Source organism: Streptomyces sp. A0592 (assembly GCF_004795115.1).
Taxonomy (GTDB): Bacteria; Actinomycetota; Actinomycetes; order Streptomycetales; family Streptomycetaceae; genus Streptomyces; species Streptomyces erythrochromogenes.
Genome location: NZ_SSBM01000073.1, coordinates 1 through 17,707, shown reverse-complemented (window position 1 = coordinate 17,707; position 17,707 = coordinate 1). Strand labels below are relative to the sequence as shown.

The following is a 17,707-nucleotide window of genomic DNA, read 5'->3' as shown; positions in this document are numbered from 1 at the left end:
CAACCGGCTCAAACACCACCGGGCCGTCGCCACCCGCTACGACAAACGCGCCTACGTTTTCCACGGCACCATCACCACAGCAGCCATCAGACTCTGGCTCCGCGCATGATCCGCCGGACAGAACCTAGGCCGTCTCACCGGCGCCCCGATCACGGAATGTGAGGGGAGCGCTACTCTCCGAATCGCTTGTCACACGGGAGAGTTATGGATATGTCGGGATTGAGCAACACGAGAATTATGTGCGGTAAATCGTCGCGATCCGGGGCCAGAGTGTGGCTCCTCGGCCATACGCCGGGAACCGTTTCAGGCCAGACCGGGACGCGTCCGCACCCGTACGTGTGCGGGTGCATGTCACCGGTCGGGGCCGCCCGTTGAAGTCGAAGGGGTCCATCCTCCATGTCCGCTTCCCTCGCCACCCGCCGCGCTCTCGCCGCCCTCCTGGCCGCCGGCACCCTCCTCGGTGCCGCCGCCCTGCCCGCCGCGGCCGACGACCACCGCCGCGACCAGCGCGGCCGGCACTCCGCCCTCGTCATCGGCGACGTCCAGTACGACAGCCCCAACCGCGACCGCTCCAACCGCGCCCTCAACCGCGAATGGGTCGAGATCAAGAACACCGGCCGCAGCAGCGTCAACCTCCGCGGCTACACCCTCACCGACCAGCAGGGCAACCGCTACCGCTTCCCCGACTTCCGCCTGGACGGCCGCTCCGCCGTCAAGGTCCACACCGGACAGGGCCGCGACACCCGCCACGACCTCTACCAGGACCGCAGCCGGCAGGTCTGGAACGACCGCGACACCGCCACCCTCCGCGACAACCGCGGCAACGTCGTCGACACCGAGTCCTGGGGCCGCCGCGGACACCAGCACCGCGGCTGACACAGGAAGGGCTTGCCCATGCTGACGGCGGGGCGGTCCCCCGCCGTCACCGGCAGGCACAGTCCGCCAGGAGCGTGAACAGGTCGCGGGCCCATTCCGGAGAGTCCGGCGACTCCCAGGATCAGCCGGTCGCACGTGGTCCGGCGCAGGGCGTCGGCGGCGAGCCGCACCCGGCCCGGGGCCGGGTATCTCGGCGGCCCGTAGCCCCGGTCGCCTGCGGCGAGCGCTTCTTCCCGCCCGGCGGGCCCGGTGTGCCGGCAAGGGCGGGCAGGGGCTTCGCCGACATCGTCCAGTGCTGTGGCCGGAAAGGTTTGCCGGGTCGCGGTGTCCGGTGCGGTGGATCGCAAGGCGGAGGGCCACGGCCCGTACCGGACGTACTCGCGTGGTTCGACAACGCGGCGAGGTGCCGTGCCGGGCGCCGCGACACGGTGAACCTTTCCGGTCACAGCACTAGAGGGTCGGGTAGTCCGTGTATCCGCGGGCGTCGCCGCCGAAGAAGGTGGACACGTCCGGGGTGTTGTACGGGCCTTCGGTGCGCAGGCGGTCCGGCAGGTCCGGGTTGGCCAGGAAGAGGGCGCCGAAGGCGACGAGGTCGGCGGTGCCGTCCTCGATCAGCGCGAGGGCCCGGTGGTCGGTCGGGCCCTCCGTGGCCGGGTTCAGCACGAGGAGCCCCGAGAACTGCTTGCGCAGGGCGAGGGTGGTCTCCCGCACCTCGGGGCCGTACTCCAGCACGTGCAGGTAGGCCAGCCCCAGTCCGTCGATCTCCTTGACCAGCGCCTCGTACACGGGCTGCGGGTCGGGCTCGGAGATGTCGTTGTACGGGTTCCCGGGCGAGACGCGCAGCGCCGTGCGCTCGGCGCCGATCGCGGCGGCGACCGCCTTGACCACCTCGACCGCGAAGCGGATGCGGTTCTCCGCCGGGCCGCCCCACTCGTCGGTGCGCAGGTTCGAGCCGGGGGCCAGGAACTGGTGGATCAGGTAGCCGTTGGCCCCGTGCAGCTCCACTCCGTCGAAGCCCGCCTCGATGGCGTTGCCGGCGGCCTCGGCATAGTCGGCGATGGTCGCCCGCACCTCGTCGCCGGTCAGTTCGCGCGGGGTCACGAAGTCCTTCATGCCCTCGCCGGTGAACAGCTGGCCGGCCGGGGCGACCGCCGACGGGGCCACCGGGACGAGCCCGCCGGGCAGCAGCGAGGGGTGGCCGATGCGGCCGGAGTGCATCAGCTGGGCGAAGATCCGCCCGCCGGCCGCGTGGACGGAGTCGGTGACCTCGCGCCAGGCGGCGACCTGCTCGGCACTGTGCAGGCCGGGCGTGAAGGGGTAGCCCTGTCCGACGACGGAGGGCTGGACACCCTCGCTGATGATCAGACCGGCCGAGGCGCGCTGGGTGTAGTACTCGGCGACGAGCGGGGTGGCCACACCGCGCTCGCCCGCGCGGCTGCGGGTCATCGGAGCCAGGGCGATCCGGTTCGACAGGGTGCTGCCGGCCACGCGGACCGGGTCGAAAGCGCTGGTCATTTTCGCCTCACACAGATAGCAGGTCAGATAATTGGTCGGCCAATCAATGGCTTCGAGATGCAGCGTACTCCATTACTTGGTCGGCCAAGGTAAAATCTGGACAGCGGGTAAAATCGACGGAGCGGACGACGGTCCGGGCGCAGCCCCGCCCACCGGACCCCGCCGTACCCGACGCAGGAGGAGCGCTCCATGACCCCGGAAACCGCCCAGGAGACGCGCACGCCCACGCAGTGCGCGGCGGTGCCCAGCGCCGTGCTGGACGGGCCGGTGAGCCATGCGATCAGCCGAGTGGCCCGACTCCATCGGATCATCGCGGGCCGCCTGCTGCGGGACCTGGGGCTGCATCCGGGCCAGGAGTTCCTGATGATGCACCTGTGGGACAGCGGGGCCGTGCGCCAGTCGGAGCTGATCAAGGCCGTCGGGCTCGACCCGTCCACGGTGACCAAGATGCTCCAGCGCCTCGAACAGTCCGGTCACGTACGGCGGCGTCCCGACCCCGCGGACCGGCGGGCGTCCCTGGTCGAGGTCACGGAGGCGAGCTGCCGGCTCTTCACCGAGGTGAGCAGGGCGTGGGGCGAACTGGAGCGCCAGACCCTGGACGGCCTGGACGAGGCCGAGCGTGCCGAGCTGGGCCGCCTGCTGGGCAAGGTGGAGGGCTCCCTGTGCACGGCGGTCGCCCGGGGCGGCGACGCCGAGTGCGAGACGGCGTACAAGGCTCCGAACGACTGCTGAGCACCGGAGGGCCCGCCGGCGCGGGCCTTCCGCCCGGTCGCGCCCGGCATGCCCGCCCGCGGCGCTCGCCGTAGCGTTGTCCCGTGCGCCACACCACCGCGGCCGCGGCCGTGACGACCGCCTTGTGCGCGGCCGCACTGGCCTGCTCCACGCAGGCTGCCCCGCCGCGCCTGCCGGCCGGACCGCCCGACCCGCCGGCCCGGTTCACAGCGCGCGTCACGGCGGTGCCGCAGGACAAGCTGGGCGCCTCCCACCGGGCGGGCTGCCCGGTCCCTCCGGAGCGGCTCCGGCTGGTCCGGATGAACCACTGGGGTTTCGACGGCCGCGCCCACGCGGGTGAGATGGTCGTCCACGAGAACGCCGTCGGCCCCGTCCTGCACGTCTTCGAGCGCGCCTTCGAGGCGCGGTTCCCGATCCGCCGGATGCGCGTGATGGCCGAGTACCGCGACGACGCGCAGGCCATGGCCGACGACAATACGTCGGCCTTCAACTGCCGCCCGGTGACCGGCGATCCCCGGCGCCTGTCACAGCACGCGTGGGGCGACGCGGTCGACATCAACCCCCTGGAGAACCCCTACGTCGACATCAACGGGGTCGTCCATCCGCCGGAGGCGCGCGCCCACTTGCGACGGTCTCCGTCCCGAACGGGTCAGATCCATCCGGGCGACGCCGTCACCTCGGCCTTCCGCGGGGTGGGCTGGCAGTGGGGCGGCCGCTGGGCCAACCCGGACTACCAGCACTTCTCCGCCAACGGCGAGTAGGGCCCGCGGGCCCGCCGCGCGGGTGACACCGGCGTGTACACGACGGCTCCGCAACCGACGCACCCTACAGTCACACTTTGAGATAATCCATCCCGTTTGGGGGATTTGCGTTGCGTCGACTCGCCGTTGCTCTCGCCTGCGTGACCGCCCTTTCCTGCGGATCCCTCGTGGGCCCGCAGGCCGTATCGGCCCAGCCCGCGGCCGCGGCGGGCGGCGGTCGGGGCACGAACATCCTGATCGTGGGCATCGACAGCCGCGCGGGACTCTCCAGGGCCGAGAAGAACCGGCTGCACGTGGGCGGGAAAGGGTGCAACTGCACCGATGTCATGATGCTCGTGCACCTGTCCGAGGACCGGCACCGTGCGAGCATCGTCTCCATCCCGCGCGACTCCTACGTCGAGTACGCCGTCACCGCCGCACCCGCGCGCAGCGGCAAGATCAACGGTGCGTTCGCCCTCGGCGGCGGCCCGCTCACGGTCGCCACCGTCGAGAAGGCGACCGGTCTCCACGTCGACCACTACCTGGAGACAGGTTTCGCGGGCTTCGAGCAGACCGTCGACAACCTCGGCGGCGCAACCGTGTGCACGGACAGACCGCTCACGGACGAGAACTCCGGCCTGGACATCGGCGCCGGCCGCCACCACACCGACGGCAACACGACACTGCGCTACGCCCGGGCCCGGCACGTCAACCTCCGGCCGGGCGACCTGGGCCGCGTCCGCCGCCAGCAGCGGGTGGTCAACGACCTGCTGGCCCGCCTCTCCCTGGAGGGCGCCCTGGCCAGCCCCGTACGCACGGCGCGGACCGTACACACCCTGCTGAGGACCGTGCGCACCGACGCGCGCACGGGTCCGGGCGACCTGATCGGCATCGGCTGGGCGCTGGGCCGTCTGCGCGCTGACCGGACCGAGTTCGCCACGGTCCCGATCCGGCTCTTCGACCACCGCGTGCCGGGGGTGGGCTCCACCCTCGTGTGGGACGAGGCCCGGTCCGCAGCGTTGTGGGAAGCCCTGGGCGCGGACCGCCCGATCACCGGCGACACCCGGATCCAGCCCGTCGCGCAAACCCCGGCGCCGACCAACCCCGCGGCCGTCGCGGTCCGGGTGGACGACGCCACCGTGGCCGCGGCCCTGCGCCGCAACGGCTTCGTCGTCACCGACACCTCCTCGTCCGCGCCGCCCGTGCGCCCGGCGGGCCCGCCGGTCATCCGGTACGCCCCCGGCCAGGAGGAGCACGCGGCGACCCTCGCGGCGGCGCTGCCCGGCTCCCGGCCGGAAGCCGTTCCCGGACACGACGCGTTCTTCGACGTCGCCGTCGGGGCGGAACCGGTGCAGGTCAAGACCGTCACCTACGACCGCAACATTGCCGACGGCGCCCCCGTGACCGGGGACCGCCTGCGCTGTGCCGAGGCGCCGGGACCGGTGCCGGCCCGCTCGTGACGCGGGTCGCAAAGATGGGTGCCAGGCCCGATGTGCGAGGCGGGCGTCCCGGGTGATGGTGGGGGTGGAGGAAGACTCCCGTTGCGGGAGGGGTGTCGAGCCGGAGCGCCTGCGCCCCCGACTCTGCCTCGGCCGCCGCCGCGGCCTTGGCCTTGGCCTTGGCCTTGGCCCCAGCGGGTCGCACAGGTAACGGCGTTGTCCGTACGCGATGCCCTCCGACGCAAGCGGGCGCGCCCCGGCACGAGAGGAGCGGCGATGCCCCACCGCGACGACGACACCCACGCACCGCGGGCCGCACTCGGGCGCACTCCGGGCAAGGGCCCGCCGGGCAGGCCGGGGGCCGCTCTGGCCCTCACCCTGGCCGCCGCCCTCGCCGCGGCCGTCGTCGGCGCCGTCCTGCCCCACGGCCTGCTGCTCGCGGCCGGTCTGATCGCTGCCGCGGTGGCGGTCATCCGCTCCGGCACGGCCGGCCGGGACCGCGGACGGCTGCCGTGAGGCGGGACGTCGCGCCCTGTCTCAGCGCTCCCGGGAGGCCGGTTCCGGCAGGGCCGCAGCGGTTTCCGGCGCCGGGTCGGCGGAGCCGTCACCCGTGCGTCGGCGTTCGGCGAACCAGGCCGCGAGGGGCTGCGTGTAGCGGGCGGTCAGCGGCCCGATGACGACGAGGATGAGGACGTAGGCGGTGGCGAGCGGACCCAGCGCCGGTTCGATGCCGGCGGTGACGGCGAGTCCGGCGATGACGATGGAGAACTCGCCGCGGGCCACGAGCGTGCCGCCCGCCCGCCAGCGGCCCTTGACGCCGATACCGGCCCGCTTGGCCGCCCAGTAACCGGTGGCGATCTTCGTACCGGCGGTGACGACCGCGAGGGCGAGCGCGGGCAGCAGGACCGGCGGGATGCTCGCCGGGTCGGTGTGCAGGCCGAAGAACACGAAGAACACGGCGGCGAACAGGTCCCGCAGCGGGCTGAGCAGCGTGTGGGTGCCCTCGGCGACCTCGCCGGACAGGGCGATCCCGACCAGGAACGCCCCGACCGCGGCGGACACCTGGAGCTGTTGGGCGATGCCCGCCACCAGCAGGGTCAGGCCGAGGACCACGAGCAGCAGCTTCTCCGGGTCGTCGCTGGAGACGAAGCGGGAGATGAGCCGGCCGTAGCGGACGGCGACGAACAGGACCGCGCCCGCGACGCCGAGGGCGATGGCGAGGGTGAGGCTGCCCGCCGCCAGGCTCACTCCGGCGAGCAGGGCGGTGATGATCGGGAGGTAGACGGCCATGGCCAGGTCTTCGAGGACCAGGATGCTGAGGATGACCGGGGTCTCGCGGTTGCCGAGCCGGCCGAGGTCTCCCATGACCTTGGCGATGACGCCGGAGGAGGAGATCCAGGTGACGCCGGCGAGGACGACGGCGGCGACCGGCCCCCACCCCAGCAGCAGGGCCGCGGCGGCGCCGGGCAGGGCGTTGAGGGTGAAGTCGACGATCCCCGCGGGGTACTGGGTCTTGAGGTTGGAGACGAGGTCGCTGGCGGTGTACTCCAGACCCAGCATCAGCAGCAGGAGGATGACGCCGATCTCCGCGCCGATGGCGACGAACTCCTCGCTCGCGCCCAGCGGCAGGAGGCCGCCGGTGCCGAAGGCCAGCCCGGCGAGCAGGTACAGGGGTATGGGCGAGAACTTCAGGCGGCCCGCGACCCGGCCCAGGAGGCCCAGTCCGAGGATGATCGCTCCGAACTCGATGAGGAAGACGGCAGAGTGCACGCGATCACTCCCTGCCGAGTATCGCCGCGGCGGCGTCCACGCCCTCGCGGGTGCCGATCAGGATGAGGGTGTCACCGCCGGCCAGGCGGAAGTCGGGGGCCGGGGAGGGACGGGCCTCGGCCCGCCGCAGCACGGCCACGACCGAGACGCCGGTCTCGGTGCGCATGCGGGTCTCGCCCAGCACGCGGCCGTTCCAGTGCGAGTGCGCGGAGAGTTCGACGCGCTCGGCGACCAGTCCCAGGTCGGTGGTGTGCAGGACGTTCGGGCTGTGGTGCGCCGGCATCAGCGCGTCGATCAGCGAGGCCGTCTCCGGCCCCGTCAGGTGCAGCGACTCGGCGCAGGCATCCGGATCGTCCGCCCGGTACAGGCTGACCGTGCGGGTCCCGTCCCGGTGGGCGATGACCGACAGGTTGCGGTGTTCGCGGGTGGTGAGGTCGTACTGGACGCCGATGCCGGGCAGCGGCGTCGTACGCATCCGTGGAGCAGGCACAGCCCATCCCCCTCGTGTTGTGAGCCTTGTGACGGTGGTGCGGCACGCGGCGGATCCCGGCAGGCGGAACCGGCGCGGCGGGGTTCATGCTGCCATGTTTGCAATGACCGGAATATGGGTGTCGGCACGGATGGACAGGGACCGGCCCGGCTGGCGAGGATGGGGCGGGGAAGTGGGTTCCGCCGCAGGTCAGAGCGTGCAGGGACGGCTCGGGTCGGGTCGGGTCGGGTCGGGGACCATGGATGGGACGGGATGGGGACGGGAGGCACCGGGCCGGAAAGGGGCGTGGCCATGTCGTTGTCGTTGTACTGGCGGATCTTCCTGCTGAACGCCGCCGTGCTCGTCGTCGCGGTGCTGTTGCTCTTCGGACCGGTCACGGTGTCGACGCCGGTGCTGTTCGGCGAGGCGATCGTGCTGGTGGCCGGGCTGGTGGCGATGCTCGTCCTGAACGCGGTACTGCTGCGGATCGGGCTGGCCCCGCTGGGGCGGCTGAGCCGGGCGATGGCCACCGTCGACCTGCTGAAGCCGGGCGTCCGGCCGCAGGTCACGGGCCAGGGTGAGATCGCCGAGCTGACCGGGACGTTCAACACGATGCTGGACCGGCTGGAAGCGGAACGGGCCACGAGCAGCGGACGGGTCCTGTCCGCGCTGGAGGACGAGCGCCAGCGCATCGCGCAGGAACTCCACGACGAGGTCGGGCAGACCCTGACCGCGGTCCTCCTCCAGATCAAGCACGCCGCCGACCGGATCCCCGAGCCGGTGCGCGCCGATCTCCACCAGGCGCAGGAGACCACCCGGGCGAGCCTCGACGAGATCCGGCGCATCGCGCGGCGGCTGCGTCCGGGGGTCCTGGAGGAACTCGGCCTGCACAGCGCCCTGCGCTCGCTGGCCGCGGAGTTCACCACGTCCCGGCTGAGCGTCAGCGCCCACATCACGCCGGGCCTGTCGGCCCTGGACGCGGCCACGGAGCTCGTGCTGTACCGCGTCGCGCAGGAGGGGCTGACCAACGCCGCCCGACACTCGGGGGCGACCCGCGTGGAGGTGCACCTGCGTCCGGTGCCGGGCGGGGGTACGTCGCTGCTGGTCCGCGACGACGGCCGGGGGCTGGGCAGCGCCCCGGAGGGTGCCGGTATCCGCGGGATGCGGGAGCGCGTCCTGCTGATCGACGCCGAACTGCTCGTCGGGGCCGGGCCGGGCGGCGGCACCGATGTGTGCCTGAACGTCACTGCAGACCAACACGGGGGATCCAGCTCATGACCGCACCGGCCCGCATCCTGCTCGCCGACGACCACGCCCTCGTCCGCAGCGGCGTACGGCTCATCCTCGACGCCGAAGCGGACCTGACCGTCGTCGCCGAGGCCGACGACGGCGCGGACGCCGTCCTCCTGGCCCGCGAGGACCCCGGCCTGGACCTGGCCATCCTCGACATCGCGATGCCCCGCCAGACGGGCCTGCAAGCCGCCCGCGAGCTCTCGCGGCTGCGGCCGGGGCTGCGGATCCTGATGCTGACCATGTACGACAACGAGCAGTACTTCTTCGAGGCCCTCAGAGCCGGAGCCAGCGGCTACGTCCCGAAGTCCGTCGCCGACCGGGATCTCGTCGAGGCCTGCCGTGCCGCCCTGCGCGACGAGCCCTTCATCTACCCCGGCGCCGAGACCACGCTGATCCGCACCTACCTCGACCGCGCCCGCACCGGCGAGGACCTTCCGGCACGGCCCATCACGGAACGCGAGGAGGAGATCCTGAAGCTCGTCGCCGAGGGCCACACTTCGAAGGAGATCGGCGACCTCCTCGTGATCAGCGCCAAGACGGTCGAACGCCACCGCGCCAACCTGCTGCAGAAACTGGGCCTGCGCGACCGCCTGGAGCTCACCCGCTACGCCATCCGCGTCGGCCTCATCGAACCCTGACCGGCCGCGTGCTCATACGACGGAGGCCCTGTACGGGTCCGTGGGGACGATGCCCGCCTCGTGGAAGAGCCGTTCCAGCGCCTCATGCCCGTGGCGCCGACGAAACTCGATCTCGGCGCTCGTCACGGGCAGGATCCACAGCACCCGGGCGTGTCCTGCGGGCAGCGGGCAGTATTCGAGCTCGGGTCCGTGCGCATACGGCAGGCTGACGAGCAGTTGGTCGCAAGTCGAACCGGGTGTCCACGGCTCGCCGATGGGCAGGCTGTGCTCCACGTCGAGGCGGTGACCCCCGCAGTGGTAGCGGGCGATCATCCCCATGAGGTCGATGAACCGCCGGTCGCGTACGCCCGCGGTCATGATGAACTCAAGCCCCTGACCGTCTTCCTCCGCCGCTGACCAGCAGCCGGCGGTCACGTACGCCCAGCCGCCGGCGCGCGGGCCGGGACCCACGACGAGGACGCGCAGGCCGGGAACCATGTCCCGGTGCTCCGGTCCCAGGACCCCCTCGACGGCCTCGACCGAGTGCCCCTCGAAGTAGGCCCGGACATGGGACTCGACGGCTTCGGCGGCCGACTGCAGTGCTGCGCTCACCGCGCGATCCTCCCAGACCTGGGGGAATTCCCTGAGGCGGGGTCGGGGTGGGTCCGGGGTCGGGTCGGGTCGGGGGGGAACCCCGTGGAGGCGGGCGGGGCGGGTCGGCAGACTCGGAGGAGTTGATCACCGACGTCCGCATGGAGTGTCCCGTTGCGCCGATCCGCCGCCCTGTTACTGACCGCCGCCGTGGCCGTCGGGGTCGTCGCCCCCGCGCACGCCGCCGCCGGCACCGGCGCCGCCGGCCGGCTGGACCGTGCCGCGCTGCGCGATGCCATCGCCGTACGCCCGGACGACCGCACGTCCGGCGGCAGCATGACGTCCACCACGGGCGACCTGGACCGCTTCGTCTCGGGCCTGTTCGACAGCCGGCTGCTGCGCCCCGCGCAGGCCGAGGAGCTGTTCACCGTGCCGACGGGCGCCGACGGCAAGCCGCTGCCGTACGCCGGCGGCGCCAACTGCAACACCGGGCCCGGCAGGGGCACCGCCTGCTTCAGCGTCGGCCTCATGTCCGTGCCACTGCCCGACGGCACGGTCCTGTGGGGCAAGACGGGCTCCGACCCGGGCTACCGCAGTGGCGTGTTCGCCTCCCGCGACCTCGCGCGCCGCGCCGTCTACTCGACGGGGACCTCGTCCGCTCCCGCGGGCGGCGGCGCCCCGGCCGTCTCGCTGCGCCTGGCCCTCGCCGCCTTCGGCAACTGACGGCACCGGCCGGGCGGGACCTCGGGCGGGCCTCCCCTCACCGGCGACTGCGGAAGAACGCCCTTACGTCTCCCACCAGCAGGTCGGGCACTTCCATCGCGGGGAAGTGCCCGCCGCGGTCGAAGGAGGTCCAGCGCACCACCGCATCGGTGCGCGCCGCGATGTGCCGCAGCGGGATGAAGTTGTCATGGGGGAACACGGCCAGCGCGGTCGGGGTGGACGACACCTCGGGCGGACGTCCCGCGTAGTCGGCGTGGGCGCGCTCGTAGTAGATCCGCGCCGCGCTGCCCGCCGTTCCGGTCAGCCAGTACAGCATCACGTTCGTCAGCAGCTGGTCCCGGTCCACCGGACAGCCCGGGTCGCTCCACTCGTCGAACTTCTCGGCGATCCAGGCGAGCAGGCCGACCGGCGAGTCGTTCAGCGCGTAGGCGAGGGTCTGGGGCCGGGTCGCCTGGATGTCCGCGTACCCCTGGCGTTCGCGCGCCCAGTCCCGGTACCGCTCCCAGGAGGCGCGGGTCAGATCCTGCTCGGCCGGGGGCAGTCCGGCCAGTTCGGCCTCGTCCGGTTCGGTGGTCGCCCCGCCGCCGGGCAGCAGGTTCAGGTGCACCCCGGTCACGCGGTCGGGCCGGATCCGCCCGAGCTCCCTGGAGATCGCGGCGCCCCAGTCGCCGCCCTGCACCCCGTAGGCCCCGTACCCCAGTCGTTCCATCAGCACCCCGAAGGCCCGGGCCACCCGCTTGAACTCCCAGCCGGTCTGCGTCGTGGGGCCCGACAGTGCGAAGCCGGGGATGCTCGGCAGTACGAGGTGGAAGGCGTCGGCCGGGTCGCCGCCGTGCGCCCTGGGGTCGGTCAGCGGGCCGACGACCCGCTGGAACTCCACGAACGACCCGGGCCAGCCGTGGGTCATCAGCAGCGCCGTCGCGTCCGGCTCGGGCGAGCGCACGTGGGCGAAGTGCACGCGGGTCCCGTCGATGACCGTCGTGAACTGCGGCCATTCGTTCAGCCGCGCTTCGGCGGCCCGCCAGTCGTAGCCTTCGCGCCAGTACGTGACGAGCTCCCGTACGCGATCCAGCGGAAGGCCGTAGGACCTCCCCACCCCGGGCAGTTCGTCGGGCCACCGGACCCGCGCGAGCCGCGCACCGAGATCGTCCAGCTCGCGCTGATCCGCGTCCAGCCGGAACACCTGCAGATCTGCCTCCGGAGCGTCCATGGTCCAGATGCTAGATGTTGGCCGGTCCTGCTTGTTCACCCGGTGCCCCTGCGCAACTCTCGGCCATTCAACTAGGCGTATTTCAGCTGCTGTTCGGACCTCGCGACACAACCGCCCGCCAGGTGGCAGCAGTACAAAGAGCACCACAACAGCACGAACGCCTCCCCCTTCTCGTAAAAAAGTACCTGCCGACTGGTTTTCTTTCAGGTCACCCGATTACATTGACGGCACACCGCAGCGGACACCCCACCGACAGCGACCCGGGAGGACCACCACGTGGCGAGGGCCAGACAGGAACGGGCCGAGATCACCCGTCAGGCCATCCTCGACGGCGCGGCCGTCGCGTTCGACGACTGCGGGTTCGAGGGCACCAGCCTCAGCGACGTCGTCAAGCACGCCGGAGTCACCAAGGGAGCCCTCTACTTCCACTTCCCGTCCAAGCAGGCACTCGCCCGCACGCTGATGGACGAACAGTTCCAGGTCTCGGAGCACCTTGCGGCGATCGAGAACCCGGGGCTGCAGACCGTCATCGACCTGACCCACCAGATGGCCCACGGGCTGCGCACCAACGTCCGCGTCCGCGCCGGCATCCGTCTGGTCATCGAGTTCGGCTCCTTCACCAGCCCCGACCCGACCCCCTACGACGCCTGGATCGACACCTGCCGCGGCTGCCTGACACCGGCCCAGAAGGGCGGTGACATCCACCCCACGCTGGACGTGGGCGCCCTCTCGGCGCTCCTCGTCGGAGCGTTCACCGGCATCCAGGTCACCTCGCACGTCCGCACCCGCCGCCAGGACCTCCACACCCGTATCACGGACCTGTGGAACTTCCTCCTCCCCACGATCGTCCCGGCGAACCGGATGGCCCGCTTCCATCCCACGGGCACGCCGCAGTCGTACGGCGCACCCGCCGGCTGACCGCACGCACCGCACCGCACCGCACCAGGGCGGCCTCGCACACGCCGTGGCGAACCACGGGGGTGCTCGCCACGGCGTGAGCGAGACCGCCCTGCCCGCACGCACACACCCGTACGCACCTGCCTACACCTGCCTCCCCGCCCAGGCGGGTCCGGAGCCGTGGACGAAGGCGAGGACGGCTTCGGCCGCTTCGCGCAGGCTCCCGAAGTGGCGGTGCACTCCGTCCACCGCGACGGGGCCGTTGACCCCCCAGACCGTCATCCCCGCGCGCAGCCCGGAGCGCACCCCCGACGGCGCGTCCTCGATGACCAGGCAGTCCTGCGGGTCGGCTCCCAGCCGGGCGGCGGCCAGCAGGTACGGCACCGGTGAGGGCTTGCCCTCGGTCACGGAGGCGGCGTCGACGACGACCTCCGGGACGGGCAGGCCGGTCCGGGCGAACCGCCCGCGCACGCGGTGCTCGTAGTTCGACGTGACGAGCGCCCACGACCCGGGCGGCAGGGCCTGCAGCAGCCCGGCCGCACCGTCGAACGCCGCGTACGTGCCCGAGCGCACGTCCTCGTCCTCCAGCTCGTGCAGCACCGCGAGGCACTGCCGGGGATCGCGCTCCGGTGCGACCTCGGCGAAGGTCTCCACCGGCCGCGTGCGCAGCGCCACCCGGTGGACCTCGTCGGGATCCAGTCCGTGGCGCCGCGCCCATTCACCCCACATGCGGCGCTGGTTGTCCACGGCATCGACCAACGTGCCGTCGACGTCGAACAGGACGTACTTCTTCGCTCCGGGGCGGGCTGGTTCGGCTGTCACGTCCCGATCATGCCACCGCACTCTCGAACAATGGTTCACGGGGCAACCCGGTCAGGCGCTCCGGGCGTTTCGACGTGCGCGCCGGGACCGCCATCGGCAACCGTGGACCCGCCACAGGCGCCGACCGAACCCACCGATGTCTCCGAGGAGACCCCCGTGAACTGGACCATCGAAGTCGTCCCCGTCCCCGTCACCGACATGGACCGTGCGAAGGCGTTCTACGCCGAGAAGATCGGGTTCGAAGTCGACCTCGACGACGAGGTCGCCCCCGGAGTGCGCGTCATCCAGCTGACGCCGCCCGGCTCCCGGTGCTCCATCGCCCTGCTCGAGGGCATGCCGACACCGCCCGGCGCGCAGGTCATGGCCCCGGGCACCCTGCACGGGCTGCAGATGTGCGTCACCGACATCGACGCCGCCCACGCGACCCTGACCGAGCGCGGGGTGTCCGTCTCCCCCGTCCGCCACGTCGGCGACGCGGGCTGGGAGGACGGCAAGGGCGGCACCTGGAACTCCTTCCTCTCCTTCACCGACCCTGACGGCAACAGCTGGGTGCTTCAGGAGGCTCCCTCGGACCTCAGCGAACGCTGACCGCGCGCCTGCGATCAGGCCGCCGAGTCCGGGTCGGCGGTTGCCGCGGTGAGGAGCGCCGGGAGGGGGCCGGGGAAGGTCGGGAGGAGGCGGGCCGCCCGGGTCCAGTCCTCCGGGGACGTGCCGAGGTGGGACCGGGTGAGGGTACGGGCCTCGCGGTACACCCGGTACGACCACGGGTCCTCGGTGGTGGGCCAGTGGGTGTGGACGCCGGCGAGGAGGGAGACGGCCTCCGCGGCCGGTCCGCATCGCCGGAGGATGTCGGCCGGGGTGAGGCGGGCCTCCTCCATCGCCGGCACCAGCCACGGTCCGTCGTCGCCGCGGTGTATCGAACCGGCGCCGAGCGCTTCCAGGAGCAGCCGTCGCGGGCAGTCGGGCTGTTGGGCGAGGGCCCGCAGAAGGTGCACGGGCAGCGGATCGGCCGTGTGGGCCTCCACGAGCTGCGGCCAGGGCGGCGCGGTGCCCTCCTGCGCGAGGTGGCGTACCCGTTCGGTGACGGTCCGGGCGGCGGTCCGCCGCAGCAGGGCTGTCAGTCGTACGGGATCCTCCTCGGCGGCCAGCCGGGTACGGAGCAGGGCGGGTCCGTCGGGCGAGGCCAGGGCCTGCGCCGCGTTCTTGTGGGTGGCGGCGGGCAGCGGGTGCCCGGCTCCCGCGGCGCGGCCGGGGAACGCCTCCTCGGCCATGAGCGATCGGACCGCCTCCGGGCCGTGGCGCTCCCAGAGCCGGATCAGCATGCGCGGACGGCCGGCCTCCGTGTGGGTCCGTCCCAGTCCGGCGGGACGTGGGTGCCCCTCTCCCCTCCCCCGTGCACACGGACCGCGTAGAGCAGTTCGGCCGTGGGCGAGGGGTCCCCGGCAAGGAGCGACGCCGCGGATCCGGGCCCGGAACCATGCCGGACACGGGCGGCGCGGCGCAGGAGAGGGGCGAGCCCGGGGTGGCCGAGCCCGTCCTCCTCCTCGACGATTGCGGCGAGAGCCGTCAATTGCTCCGGTCCGCCGCGGGCGTGCAGGGTGCGGGCGGCCCGGAGCAGTATCGGGAGCGGCAGGTCGCGGCCGCAGTGGCGCAGAGCGTGCAGCGCCAGACCGGGGAAGGGGGCGTGGACCGCCGCCGCGAGGTCCGTGGGACCGGTCTCGCCGAGCAGCATGGCGACCAGTCCGCCCGGCGCCCGCCAGGCCGGGTCCGCCGGGTCGGCGGCCGCCAGTACGGCGATCCGTACCTCGTCGCGGCTGCCGGTACGGGCCCAGCGCTCGGCCACGTACAGGGCGCGGCCGATCTCGGGAACGCCCAGCCCTGCCAGCCGCAGGCGTTGGCCGGGCGTGCAGAGGCCGGCGTGGCGGGCCAGCGCCACCTGCAACTCGCGGTCGCCGGAGGCGATCACCGCCTCCGTCAGGCGGCGGGGGCGACGGTAGCCGCAGTTCAGGAGCTCGAGCGTCTCGACGCGCAGGATCGCACCAGGCCTGCGACGGTCTGCTTGTCCGCCAGGCGGTACAGTGCCGCCACCGCCGACGACTCGTTGATCCCCACCCGTTGACTCCTCACGTCGTGTCAGGAGACCGACGCTGAAGGGCGGGTCTGACATCGGCCGTCACGCGTTGCGGGAGTCGATGTCCTCCAGGAAGGCCAGCATCCGGGCGTTGACCAGGTCGGGGTGGTCGATCTGCGGTCCGTGGCCGGTGGCGGCGACGACCTCGGCGCGGGCGCCGGGGATGAGGCGCGGTACGCGCTCCAGCTGCCGCTTCGGGTGCACGAGCAGGCTGCGCTTGCCCATGATCAGGTAGAACGGCGTCCGGATGGAGGCCAGTTCGGCGTCCGACAGCGGCAGCGGAGCGGGGCGGCGGATCCGGAAGGCCCGCACGCCGGCCTGGATCATCGCGCGGAGTTCGGGGACGATGATCACCGGCTGTTCCAGCCACTTGGCGAGGCGGGGGCGCCACGCCTTGGGGGCGTAGGTGGCGAAGAGGCTGGCGAAGATCCAGACGAAGAAGCGCAGGCCGACCTTCTCCAGGCCGCCGGGGTCGAGGGCCGTGACCGAGGCCAGCCGGCCGGGGCGGCGGTGGACCTGGTTGATGACCAGCCAGCCGCCGTACGAGGAGCCGACCAGGTGGACCTTGTCCAGGCCGAGCGCGTCGAGGGCCTCGTCCAGCCACTGTGCCGCGCGCTCGGGCTGCCACATGGGTTCGCGGTGGACGCTGCGGCCGGGGTCGCCGGGGGTGTCGAGGGCGTAGACGGGGCGGTCGGCGCTGAGGGCGCGGGTGTTGGGGTACCACTGGGCGGAGCAGCCGCCCGAGCCGTGTATCAGGACCACGGGCGTACGGGACTCGGCCGCCGGGTCCGTGGGGCCGTAGCGGTAGACGTGCGTGGTGCCGAAGCTCGTCTCCACGTCCGTCTCGGAGCGGGCGGGCGCGCCCATCGCGTAGAGGGCGTCGCAGGCGGCGAAGTACCGGTCCCGCAGGGTGTCGTTCACGTAGTGGCCGAGGTCGCGGCTCACGCGGGGTCGGGTCGCGTTCTGGGGCACGGGGCACCTCCGGGAAGATCCGTTCTTCGTAATACGAACGTACCATAAAAATGGTACGGCGGTATCATCAAAACGGCCGGGGGCGACGACCCCCCACTCAGCACCGACGGGCGGAGACAGGACACATGCCGAAGCGCGTGGACCACGAGGAGCGGCGGACGCAGATCGCCGAGGCGCTCGTCCGGGTCGCCGGACGGCGCGGACTGCACGCCGTCGGCATGCGGGACGTGGCGGCCGAGGCAGGCGTGTCACTGCGGCTCGTGCAGTACTACTTCCAGACCAAGGAGAAGCTGCTCTTCTACGGGCTGCAGCACCTCACCGACCGCTTCACCGCCCGCGTGGGGGCCCGCCTGAGCGCCGTCGGCCCGGATCCCGGCCCGCGCGCGACCATCGAGGCGATCCTCCTGGCCTCCCTGCCCACCGACGAGGAGAGCCGCACCTTCCATCTCCTCTACAGCTCCTACTCGATCCTGTCCGTGACGGACGACGCCCTCGCCGCCCAGCCGTTCATCGACAATCCGGATGCCGCCGAGAACGCGCTGACCGGCCTGATCCGGCAGGCCCAGGAGGCGGGCCTGGCCGATCCGGACGCCGACGCGCGCACGGAGGCGATCAGCCTCCTCGCGATGACGGCGACCATGGGCACCAGCATCCTCGTGGGCCAGCGGCAGCCGGAGTCGGCCGTCGCGGTGCTCCACCACCATCTGGACCGGATCTTCACCACCGCGCGGCGGGGCGCACAAACCTGAACGCCGCACCGGCCGCCTCGACCGCTCGGTCGAGGCGGCCGGTGCGGCGCGGGGCACCGACGCGGCGGCGGGCCGCGGCCCGCCGCGGGTCAGTCGGTGCCGAACTCCATCGCGGCGCGGTCGAGCATCTGCTCGTCGTCGCCCTCGGCACGGCCGCGGGA

20 protein-coding genes and 1 pseudogene are annotated in these 17,707 nt (G+C 72.6%); 12 read left to right on the top strand and 9 right to left on the bottom strand.

Translation table 11 applies throughout. The features are described from left to right. Together E6U81_RS38815 and E6U81_RS38810 are read left to right on the top strand one after the other, a co-directional pair. Positions 1-109, top strand: a pseudogene (locus E6U81_RS38815) (IS5/IS1182 family transposase); the annotation flags it as partial. A gap of 287 nt (positions 110-396) precedes the next feature. Beyond that, a complete protein-coding gene (locus E6U81_RS38810) occupies positions 397-876 on the top strand; it encodes a lamin tail domain-containing protein (RefSeq protein ID WP_136234693.1) in 480 nt (159 codons plus the stop codon). Between the two features lie 450 nt (positions 877-1,326). Here E6U81_RS38810 and E6U81_RS38805 read toward each other — a convergent pair whose 3' ends face one another. Further along, entirely contained in the window at positions 1,327-2,391 is a 1,065-nt protein-coding gene (locus tag E6U81_RS38805) for an alkene reductase (RefSeq protein WP_136234692.1), read from the bottom strand. Between the two features lie 189 nt (positions 2,392-2,580). On the opposite strand from E6U81_RS38805, the gene E6U81_RS38800 reads away from it, so the two are divergent. The 4 genes from E6U81_RS38800 (at position 2,581) to E6U81_RS38785 (ending at position 5,818) form a co-directional block, all read left to right on the top strand. After that, positions 2,581-3,123 carry a MarR family winged helix-turn-helix transcriptional regulator gene (locus E6U81_RS38800; protein WP_136234691.1) on the top strand — a complete coding sequence of 181 codons (543 nt, stop codon included), beginning with the start codon at positions 2,581-2,583 and terminating at the stop codon, positions 3,121-3,123. Positions 3,124-3,206: 83 nt separating this feature from the next. Beyond that, complete coding sequence (locus tag E6U81_RS38795; protein ID WP_240804272.1) at positions 3,207-3,884, top strand: M15 family metallopeptidase; 678 nt, start codon at positions 3,207-3,209, stop codon at positions 3,882-3,884. Between the two features lie 140 nt (positions 3,885-4,024). After that, positions 4,025-5,323, top strand: coding sequence for an LCP family protein (locus E6U81_RS38790; RefSeq protein ID WP_240804271.1), 1,299 nt, complete (start codon positions 4,025-4,027; stop codon positions 5,321-5,323). A 255-nt stretch (positions 5,324-5,578) separates the two neighbouring features. Beyond that, complete coding sequence (locus E6U81_RS38785) at positions 5,579-5,818, top strand: hypothetical protein (RefSeq protein WP_136234689.1); 240 nt, start codon at positions 5,579-5,581, stop codon at positions 5,816-5,818. A 21-nt stretch (positions 5,819-5,839) separates the two neighbouring features. On the opposite strand, the gene E6U81_RS38780 is transcribed toward E6U81_RS38785, so the two are convergent. After that, a complete protein-coding gene (locus E6U81_RS38780; RefSeq protein ID WP_136234688.1) occupies positions 5,840-7,072 on the bottom strand; it encodes a cation:proton antiporter in 1,233 nt (410 codons plus the stop codon). 4 nt (positions 7,073-7,076) lie between these two features. Beyond that, entirely contained in the window at positions 7,077-7,547 is a 471-nt protein-coding gene (locus E6U81_RS38775; protein WP_031148166.1) for a TrkA C-terminal domain-containing protein, read from the bottom strand. Positions 7,548-7,859: 312 nt separating this feature from the next. Between E6U81_RS38775 and E6U81_RS38770 the strand changes: the two genes are divergently transcribed. After that, positions 7,860-8,819 carry a HAMP domain-containing sensor histidine kinase gene (locus tag E6U81_RS38770; protein ID WP_136234695.1) on the top strand — a complete coding sequence of 320 codons (960 nt, stop codon included), beginning with the start codon at positions 7,860-7,862 and terminating at the stop codon, positions 8,817-8,819. Then, positions 8,816-9,472, top strand: coding sequence for a response regulator transcription factor (locus E6U81_RS38765; RefSeq protein WP_136234687.1), 657 nt, complete (start codon positions 8,816-8,818; stop codon positions 9,470-9,472). Before E6U81_RS38770 ends, E6U81_RS38765 begins: the two co-directional genes overlap by 4 nt. 12 nt (positions 9,473-9,484) lie before the next feature. Here the strand turns inward: E6U81_RS38765 and E6U81_RS38760 are convergent, their stop codons facing one another. Then, complete coding sequence (locus E6U81_RS38760) at positions 9,485-10,063, bottom strand: suppressor of fused domain protein (RefSeq protein ID WP_136234686.1); 579 nt, start codon at positions 10,061-10,063, stop codon at positions 9,485-9,487. Between the two features lie 153 nt (positions 10,064-10,216). Here E6U81_RS38760 and E6U81_RS38755 point away from each other — a divergent pair, with 153 nt between their 5' ends. After that, positions 10,217-10,765, top strand: coding sequence for a serine hydrolase (locus E6U81_RS38755; RefSeq protein WP_136234685.1), 549 nt, complete (start codon positions 10,217-10,219; stop codon positions 10,763-10,765). Positions 10,766-10,802: 37 nt separating this feature from the next. Here E6U81_RS38755 and E6U81_RS38750 read toward each other — a convergent pair whose 3' ends face one another. Then, the gene (locus E6U81_RS38750; protein ID WP_136234684.1) at positions 10,803-11,975 is read right to left on the bottom strand and encodes an epoxide hydrolase family protein; all 1,173 of its coding nucleotides are present in this window, start codon (positions 11,973-11,975) and stop codon (positions 10,803-10,805) included. Between the two features lie 276 nt (positions 11,976-12,251). Between E6U81_RS38750 and E6U81_RS38745 the strand changes: the two genes are divergently transcribed. Next, positions 12,252-12,893, top strand: coding sequence for a ScbR family autoregulator-binding transcription factor (locus E6U81_RS38745; protein ID WP_240804270.1), 642 nt, complete (start codon positions 12,252-12,254; stop codon positions 12,891-12,893). 123 nt (positions 12,894-13,016) lie between these two features. On the opposite strand, the gene E6U81_RS38740 is transcribed toward E6U81_RS38745, so the two are convergent. After that, positions 13,017-13,694 carry an HAD-IA family hydrolase gene (locus E6U81_RS38740; protein WP_136234683.1) on the bottom strand — a complete coding sequence of 226 codons (678 nt, stop codon included), beginning with the start codon at positions 13,692-13,694 and terminating at the stop codon, positions 13,017-13,019. Positions 13,695-13,850: 156 nt separating this feature from the next. Between E6U81_RS38740 and E6U81_RS38735 the strand changes: the two genes are divergently transcribed. Further along, complete coding sequence (locus E6U81_RS38735) at positions 13,851-14,282, top strand: VOC family protein (RefSeq protein WP_136234682.1); 432 nt, start codon at positions 13,851-13,853, stop codon at positions 14,280-14,282. Positions 14,283-14,296: 14 nt separating this feature from the next. On the opposite strand, the gene E6U81_RS38730 is transcribed toward E6U81_RS38735, so the two are convergent. The 3 genes from E6U81_RS38730 to E6U81_RS38720 all read right to left on the bottom strand — a co-directional run bounded on the left by E6U81_RS38730 (position 14,297) and on the right by E6U81_RS38720 (position 16,797). Beyond that, positions 14,297-15,016, bottom strand: a complete 720-nt coding sequence (locus E6U81_RS38730; RefSeq protein ID WP_136234681.1) for a hypothetical protein — start codon at positions 15,014-15,016, stop codon at positions 14,297-14,299. After that, entirely contained in the window at positions 15,010-15,660 is a 651-nt protein-coding gene (locus E6U81_RS38725; protein ID WP_136234680.1) for a hypothetical protein, read from the bottom strand. The genes E6U81_RS38730 and E6U81_RS38725 overlap by 7 nt, the downstream gene beginning before the upstream one ends. 207 nt (positions 15,661-15,867) lie before the next feature. Then, positions 15,868-16,797: an alpha/beta fold hydrolase gene (locus E6U81_RS38720; RefSeq protein WP_136234679.1), complete on the bottom strand. Its 930-nt coding sequence runs from the start codon at positions 16,795-16,797 to the stop codon at positions 15,868-15,870. A 125-nt stretch (positions 16,798-16,922) separates the two neighbouring features. Here E6U81_RS38720 and E6U81_RS38715 point away from each other — a divergent pair, with 125 nt between their 5' ends. Beyond that, entirely contained in the window at positions 16,923-17,546 is a 624-nt protein-coding gene (locus tag E6U81_RS38715; protein WP_136234678.1) for a TetR/AcrR family transcriptional regulator, read from the top strand. Positions 17,547-17,707: the final 161 nt, after the last annotated feature.